Here is a 5,267-nt window from a genome sequence, read left to right on the forward strand (position 1 = left end):
GCGGAGATAGCGCGCGCCTGGCCGATGGTGCGGCGCGCCGCCGCCTACCTGGCCGCTGTGGCCTTCGGCATGCCCGGGGTGGCGCTCTTCCAGGCGCTGCGCGCCTTCTCGGACGGCATGAACCATACCCGCCCGTCACTGTGGATCAGCCTGGTCGGCCTCGGCGTGAACATCCCCTGCAACTTCGTGCTGATCTACGGTGGCGAGGGGCTGACGGGACTGTTCGGCGACTGGCTACCCGGCAACGTGCAGGCCCTGCCGGCCCTCGGCGCCCTGGGCTGCGGCATTGCTACGGCGATCTCCATGTGGGTGATGAGCCTGGCGATGATCGCCTATACCCGGCGCTCACGGGCTTATGGGGACGTCTCGCTCTGGCATTCGCCCACACCCCCACGCTGGCCGCTGATCGGCGAGCTGCTGCACGTAGGGGTGCCCATCGGTGTGGCGATCTTCGTGGAGGTGACGCTGTTTACCCTGATCGCCCTGTTCATTGCCAGCCTTGGCGAGGTGACCGTGGCCGCTCACCAGGTGGCGCTCAACTACACCTCGATCCTCTTCATGCTGCCGCTCTCACTGGGCATGGCGCTGACCGTGCGGGTGGGCAACACCCTGGGCCAGGGCCGCCCCGAAGCCGCCCGGCTGGTCGCCTGGTACGGTATCCTGGTGGCACTGGCCGTGGCGGGGCTCAACAGCCTGCTGCTGTGGCTCACCGCCGAGCCGGTGATCAGGCTGTATACTCATGACAATGAGGTGCAGCACCTGACTCTGACGCTGGTCGGCCTGGCGATGCTCTATCAGGTATCGGACGCCCTTCAGGTCAACCTGGCCGGGGCCCTGCGGGGCTACAAGGACACCCGCATCATCATGCTGATCACCCTGCTGGCCTACTGGCTGGTGGGGCTGGGGGGAGGACACTGGCTGGGCGCGCATGGCCTGTCCGGGGGGATCGGCCCGCTGGGCGTGCATGGCTACTGGATCGGCCTGATTGCCGGCTTGACCATCGCAGCTGTGCTGCTGGGGGAGCGGCTCAGGCGTGTCAGCAAGGCGACGACCCATGGAAAGATCGAGATTCCTGCCGAGTGACGCCGTCCGTGCATCCCGCCGCCGTGGGATCTGGGGACTGTTGGCGATGCTGAGTCTGCTGCTGAGCGGCTGCAGCGAGGGCGACAGCGAGGCCCTGTTGCGCGACTACCATGAGCGCCTCGCCGAGACTCTCTCGAGCGAGGCGCCACCGCGCTCGCCCCCGGGCAACATAGCGGCCTTCCCTGAGCGCGACCAGCGGCTGTTCGAGATTGCCGAAACTCGCGAGGGCATGCTCGACATCTATGCCCTTCGCGAGTGCCATATCGCCAACCTCGTGGCGGGACGCAACAACCAGCTCGGCAAGGTGGCACCCCCCAGCCAGCGCTGGCTCTACGAACTCGAGCTGTGGCGCAGGCTGAGCGGCTGCTGGAACAGTGATGTGCCGGACACCCTGTCCGATGACAGCCGTGAGCGCCTGGCCCGGCTCACCGCCACCAAGACCGACCAGCTGCCACAAGTCAGCTGGAACGCCCTGTTCGCCTCCGAGGAGTGGGTCAAGAGCTTCTCCCGGGCGAGCTCTCCCCTCTCCCCCGAGGCCCTCGTCGAGGTCGAGCCGCGCAGTGCCGCGCTGGGCTACCTGCGCGAGACGACCCTGCATCAGTTCGATCGCGACTGGACGGCCGATTCAGCCACCCTCGAGGGGCACTTCAAGACCCTGCAGGAGCGCCCGCTCTCTGCCGAGCTGCTGCGCACCCTGCTGCTCGCCGAGCAGCGCTTGACAGAGGCTTCGACGCTGATGGCGCAGACCCTTGACCAGGAAGCCGGCGTTGCCTGCCCCGGAGCGACCGATGATCTGGCCGACACCCCAGAGGCGACCCGGCTGGCGGCCTGGCTTGATGACCTCGAGCACGCTGCACGGCACTGGCTCGAGGCCATCGATGCCCTCCTCGAGGTGCATGTGGCGCCGCCACCAGCGGTGACCGACTATCGACGCGACTGGCTCTCGCTGACGCACCCCGAAGCCCCCCTGCAGGCCTTCGCGGCGGCTCGTGACCGCCACGCTGCACTGCGCCAACGCCTCGCTCGCCACTGCCGATGACCCACCAGGACTTAACCTCGGCAATCACTCTGTGCTATTGATGAGATAACAGTGACGCAGTGCGCTGCTTACCAGGCCGATGCCGTGACCACGCAGCACTTGGAGGGACATCATGGGAATCCCGCAGTCACCCCGCTCCGCCCGGGTCATCGACCTCGAGGCCATACGACAACGTCAACTGGCCCGGCGCCGGTTGGTTCGCCTTTCGCCCGAACTGGACAATCTGGAGATGGTCTATCGGCTCGCCTCTGACACCGACACCCTGTACGGCATGCCACTGCTCGCCTGGGGACTTCAGGAAGATGGTGAAGTGGTCGGCCTGGTGCCCTGGATGGAAGCCCTCACGCCCTGCCATCGCCTGAATGACGGCGAGCATGGCCATTTCATCGGCTATCGCGACCCAGAGACCGAGGAGCTCTTCGATCAGGCCCCCGAGCACAAGGTGCTGGAGCTCGAACACGCCGCCGCCTACTTCGACTACGAGGAGACCGACGAGACCACGCTGATCCAGCAGCTTCCCGAGACCCAGGGGACCCATGCCCTGTGCATGGACGAGAGCGATGCTCCCTGGCAGCTCAAGCAGGTGTTCGGCTGGCGCCTCTACAGCGATGGCACAGTGGAAGCCCTGCTCGCCGACGAGCGTCTCATCGAGGCCAGCCCGATACTGCCCGGCGACCCCTGCCTCTATCCCGGCCACAGTCGCCACCGCGTTGTCTACTTCTTTCAGCGGCAGATCGCCAACCGCATCCGCCACGAGGACCCCACCACCCTCGAGGCCCTGGCGCTGATGGTCACGCCCGGCAGTGACGTTGACACTCCGGCCGACTGACGGACTGGCCGCGACTCAGCCGAGACGGATAAAGTAGAGGTAGCTGCCGTCGGCTTCCTGCTGGTACAGGAGCTCATGCCCGAGAAAGCTGCAGAACTTGGGGATATCACGAGTCGTGGCCGGGTCACTGGCGATCACCTTGAGCACCTCACCCGGGTCCATGTCACGTACCTTGTTGTGCATCAGCATGATCGGTTCAGGACAATAGAGCCCGGTAGTGTCGAGTTGCGTATCATAGGCCGGCAGGGAATCCGCGGAATCAACCATCGATGACCTCGTTGCAGGACAGTAAAAGTAAGGGAGTAACGGATGATCAAGATCATTATCGAACGTCGTATCATGCCCGGCCTGGAGGAGGAATACGAGGAGGCCGCCCGGGAGGCCTTGCGCCATTCTCTCGGCGCGAGTGGCTTCGTTGGCGGCGAGAGCCTCGTCGAGCTTGGCCACAGCGATCGACGTCTGATGATCACCAAGTGGCGCGACATGCGCGCCTGGAAGGAGTGGTACCAGAGCGAGACACGTGCCCGGGTCATGCAGAGCCTGCTGCCACTGCTGACCGAGGAGGAGCGTATCCGCATCTACGAGCCGACAACTCACTGACAGCTCACCGACAAGAATCAGTCCATAAGCCGGACGTGTACCGTCACCTCCTCGCGATCATGGTAGAGGTGGCGGCACGCCACCGAGGCCCGGACGCCGACTTCAGCGAGTGACGACTCTAGGCCCGACAGGCAGCAGGAGACTTCCTGCCAGCGCCGCCTCATGGGCAACTTCAGGTTGAAGACCGCCTCCCGGCACCAGCGCTGCACCAGCCAGCGCTGGACCATCGCTACCACGCGTGACGGCTTGTCGACGATATCGCACACCAGCCAGTCGAGCCGACCGGGTGGCTCCCAGACGAAGCCATCCTCGCGCAGGTGCTCCACCAGCCCCGTGGCCATCAGCCCCTTGTCCATGGGGCCGTTGTCGATGGCATAGACATGCATGCCACGCTGCACCAGCTGCCAGGTCCAGCCGCCGGGCGCGGCGCCCAGATCCGCCGCCTGCATGCCCTCCCCCAGCCGCTCGTCCCATTCGTCTCGCGGAATGAACTCGTGCCAGGCCTCCTCCAGCTTGAGGGTGGAGCGGCTCGGCGCGCGGGGGGGAAAGCGCAGCCGACGAATTCCCCCAGGGAGCTCGCTGCGGTTGCCGGGAAAGCTCATGCCCAGCTGCACGCGGTCCCCGTCACTCCACAGCAGGTGAAGCCGACGCCCGCCGGCCTTGCGCCGCAGGGCACCTCGCTTCTTGAGCAGCGACTCCAGCGGCCGCTTGAGCGCCTTGATCAGGCCGGCAAGGGCCTTGGCCTCGTTGGTGTCCGGCGTCTCCTGCCAGACGGTGTCAAAGCTCCAGCCACTCGCCACGACCTGGTCGATGATGGGCGTCAGGCGATCCTCACGCGCAAGCGAGAGCGGAGGCAGCGCAAGCAGGCTCTGGCGGGCAAATACCAGGTTGGCCAGCGGCAGTGACCGATGCAGCGCGTTGGCCGGCGATGCGCCGGCGGCGATGAAGCGGACGAAACCGGTGTCCGGCCTGACATCGGCCTCTCCCTGCCAGCCGAGCACTGAGGCCTTCTCCGCGAGTTCTTCGGCCAGGTCCGGCTCGAACCCCGGGCGACAGTAAACGAGCAGCTCACCGGGCACCGTCATGGGCTGGCCTCCTTCGACGCCGCCGACGGCGTGCGCTTCCTCAGGTCCTCGATATCCTGCAGCTGGACATTGAGTGCATTGGTGGAAATGGTCACCTCCCAGAGCGAGTAGATCAGCGATATGGACAGGGTCACCAGGCTCACGCCGAACAGCAGCATGCCCAGCAGTTCGAGCGACAGGAAGAGCGCGAACATCGACAGCGTACAGAGCAGGAAGCTCAGCACACCCGCCACCTGCATGCGCTTGGTCAGGGAGATACGCCGGCGCAGCAGTACGATCTGTCGGGCGGTACCGGACTGATGACGGTCGCGCTTCTCGTCGGCAAGCTTGCGGATCAGCTGGGCAAGCACCAGGAAGCGATTAGTGTAGGCCAGCAGCAACAGCGAGATGGCTGGAAAGAGCAGGGCCGGGGTGGTTAACGTCACGAAACGATCTCCGGTAGTCATTCGCAACACCATGCTAACAGGTGACACTTTCACAAGCCGCGCATAAAACACCCCGAGCTCTCGTTGAACTCGGGGTTTTTTCGGCATGCGTGCCTGATGATGACTGCGCCGGGCTTCCGGGGGCAGCGCCCCGCTACTCTACTCGTCTCATCCTGAGACTCACCCTTCGGGCCCGCTAAAGCGGT

7 protein-coding genes are annotated in these 5,267 nt (G+C 65.4%); 4 read left to right on the forward strand and 3 right to left on the reverse strand.

The window, feature by feature from the left end; translation table 11 throughout:
* From RI841_RS14160 to RI841_RS14170, 3 genes are all read left to right on the forward strand, one after another.
* On the forward strand, window positions 1-1,083 hold a 1,083-nt coding region (locus RI841_RS14160), incomplete at its 5' end, for an MATE family efflux transporter (protein ID WP_310706277.1).
* A gap of 46 nt (window positions 1,084-1,129) precedes the next feature.
* Window positions 1,130-2,122: a DUF3080 family protein gene (locus tag RI841_RS14165; protein WP_310706278.1), complete on the forward strand. Its 993-nt coding sequence runs from the start codon at window positions 1,130-1,132 to the stop codon at window positions 2,120-2,122.
* A gap of 112 nt (window positions 2,123-2,234) precedes the next feature.
* Window positions 2,235-2,951, forward strand: a complete 717-nt coding sequence (locus RI841_RS14170; protein ID WP_310706279.1) for a hypothetical protein — start codon at window positions 2,235-2,237, stop codon at window positions 2,949-2,951.
* Between the two features lie 15 nt (window positions 2,952-2,966).
* Here the strand turns inward: RI841_RS14170 and tusA are convergent, their stop codons facing one another.
* Window positions 2,967-3,218 (reverse strand): sulfurtransferase TusA, encoded by a 252-nt coding sequence (gene tusA, locus RI841_RS14175; RefSeq protein WP_310706280.1) that lies wholly within the window; start codon window positions 3,216-3,218, stop codon window positions 2,967-2,969.
* A gap of 42 nt (window positions 3,219-3,260) precedes the next feature.
* Here tusA and RI841_RS14180 point away from each other — a divergent pair, with 42 nt between their 5' ends.
* Entirely contained in the window at window positions 3,261-3,551 is a 291-nt protein-coding gene (locus tag RI841_RS14180) for an antibiotic biosynthesis monooxygenase (RefSeq protein WP_310706281.1), read from the forward strand.
* Window positions 3,552-3,568: 17 nt separating this feature from the next.
* On the opposite strand, the gene rlmM is transcribed toward RI841_RS14180, so the two are convergent.
* Both rlmM and RI841_RS14190 read right to left on the reverse strand, forming a co-directional pair.
* Window positions 3,569-4,636: a 23S rRNA (cytidine(2498)-2'-O)-methyltransferase RlmM gene (rlmM, locus tag RI841_RS14185; RefSeq protein ID WP_310706282.1), complete on the reverse strand. Its 1,068-nt coding sequence runs from the start codon at window positions 4,634-4,636 to the stop codon at window positions 3,569-3,571.
* Complete coding sequence (locus RI841_RS14190; RefSeq protein ID WP_310706283.1) at window positions 4,633-5,061, reverse strand: DUF2721 domain-containing protein; 429 nt, start codon at window positions 5,059-5,061, stop codon at window positions 4,633-4,635. Before RI841_RS14190 ends, rlmM begins: the two co-directional genes overlap by 4 nt.
* Window positions 5,062-5,267 lie beyond the last annotated feature (206 nt).

It is taken from the genome of Halomonas sp. (assembly GCF_031581305.1).
GTDB lineage: Bacteria > Pseudomonadota > Gammaproteobacteria > Pseudomonadales > Halomonadaceae > Halomonas.